Origin of the sequence: Shewanella sp. ECSMB14101 (assembly GCF_000773485.1) — a bacterium.
GTDB lineage: Bacteria > Pseudomonadota > Gammaproteobacteria > Enterobacterales > Shewanellaceae > Shewanella > Shewanella marisflavi.
Window position 1 is genome coordinate 1 of record NZ_JSFF01000058.1, and the last position, 1,503, is coordinate 1,503.

At 37.8% G+C, this 1,503-nt stretch carries 1 protein-coding gene; it reads left to right on the forward strand.

All coding sequences use genetic code 11. The annotated features are described in order from the left end of the window. Positions 1 to 400: 400 nt before the first annotated feature. On the forward strand, positions 401 to 1,282 hold the full coding sequence (locus NY07_RS18745; RefSeq protein WP_052125894.1) for a hypothetical protein: 882 nt from the start codon (positions 401 to 403) through the stop codon (positions 1,280 to 1,282). Positions 1,283 to 1,503 lie beyond the last annotated feature (221 nt).

A 1,503-nucleotide genomic window follows, 5' to 3' on the forward strand; every position in this document is an offset into this window, starting at 1 on the left:
GACGTCCGCAGATGCATCTACACTCGGTATCCAACGCCTCTTCGATTTGGCCGTGTTTGGGGTGAAAAGGGAATGCAAAAGCTGATTTGGTTTTGCCCTAAAGTGAGTTGGTGGTCAGCTAGTAAATCGCAAACTTACTACCCTACGATTTCTTATCTAAGTCCTGTTTGTGCGATTCACCACAAGAAGTAGAAACTGGACAGATATACAGTCATATTTAGATTATGTGACTTTTGGGTGATTTTAAGCCTAAATTCGTGCGCGTTTTTCCAGATGGTATATTAAGCAAAATGCTGATAAGTTCATTGTATACAGATAGTTAACTGTGCGCGTTTTTACTGGTCCAACGAGGTAAACGCGCACGCGCACTAATAAAATGTTATAAGTCTCTGAGGGAACTATGACCACTACATACTATGAGCACGATTTTGATAATCTTATTTTGATGTATGACGAAGTTTGTAATTGGTTTAGTGGGTTAGGATTTGAATATTCCAAAAACAGATATGGTATTTATAAGAGATGTTTTCAAAAGTTTATTGACCTAGCAGAAGGAAAAATAGTTGAAAATGATCTTCTTGGCTTTAAAAGGTCCTTTGATAATGCATATATTGAAGTAAATGAAATAATTAGAATTAAAAACTGTCTAAGTAATGTTGAGGTATCAGAGTTTCTTGATCAGGTTAAAAAAGTAACTTCAGGGCAAGAGTTCAGAGGTAATACTGACAACGACCAAGCGAGAGACTTTCTCTTCGAATTATCTATTGCTAGTAGGTTTATTCAAGCAGGTTACTCCGTAACTCTCAATGGAATTTGTGATGTTGTAGTTGATTTGGTTGATGATGGAATGCTTTTTGTTGAGTGCAAGCGAGTTAAGTCTGAAGCTCAGATAGAGAAGAATGTAAAAAAGGCTAACAAACAAGTTTTGAAAAGAATTAGCTCAGAAAAATCAAGCAAAGTTCATGGGTTGGTGGCGGTCAACATCACTGATTTACTACCTAAAACAAATATGCTTTATCCTGACTCACAATCCGCAGCGACAGCAATCCATAGAGGTGTCTCAAACAATTATGTGAAAGCTAGGTTGGATCGGTTTAGTGCGGGGTCGAAAAAGAAGTGTTTTGGTGTAATGGTTGAAAGCGCAGTAATGAACTATTTATCGGATAAATCAATAAAAAATGGATTTGTTTATTCTAGGCATACTGAGTATTTGCCGTACACTGAAAACTCTGTATTTAAGCGGCTGGCTCCAAAGCTCAGCAATCAAGATATAATAAGGTAACTTATAACAAAGCATTGCAGCGGACAAGCCGCTGAATGCGGCGTTATCCCATAGACATTTTTCGCTGAAATTGACGAACTAGAGTTAAGACTTTAACTCGGAATTGTCCAAAAACAATTTAGCTTTTGATTGTCTGAGTGATATAAGTAAGGGCAAATCGAAGAAATGGAAAACCGGGTGTAGATACGCTGGTGAGCTTCCGAAACAGGGATGTTTCGGCA

Excerpts from the sequence above, each read along its gene's own strand:
- NY07_RS18745 (WP_052125894.1), top strand. The coding sequence starts at position 401 with ATGACCACTACATACTATGAGCACGATTTTGATAATCTTATTTTGATG.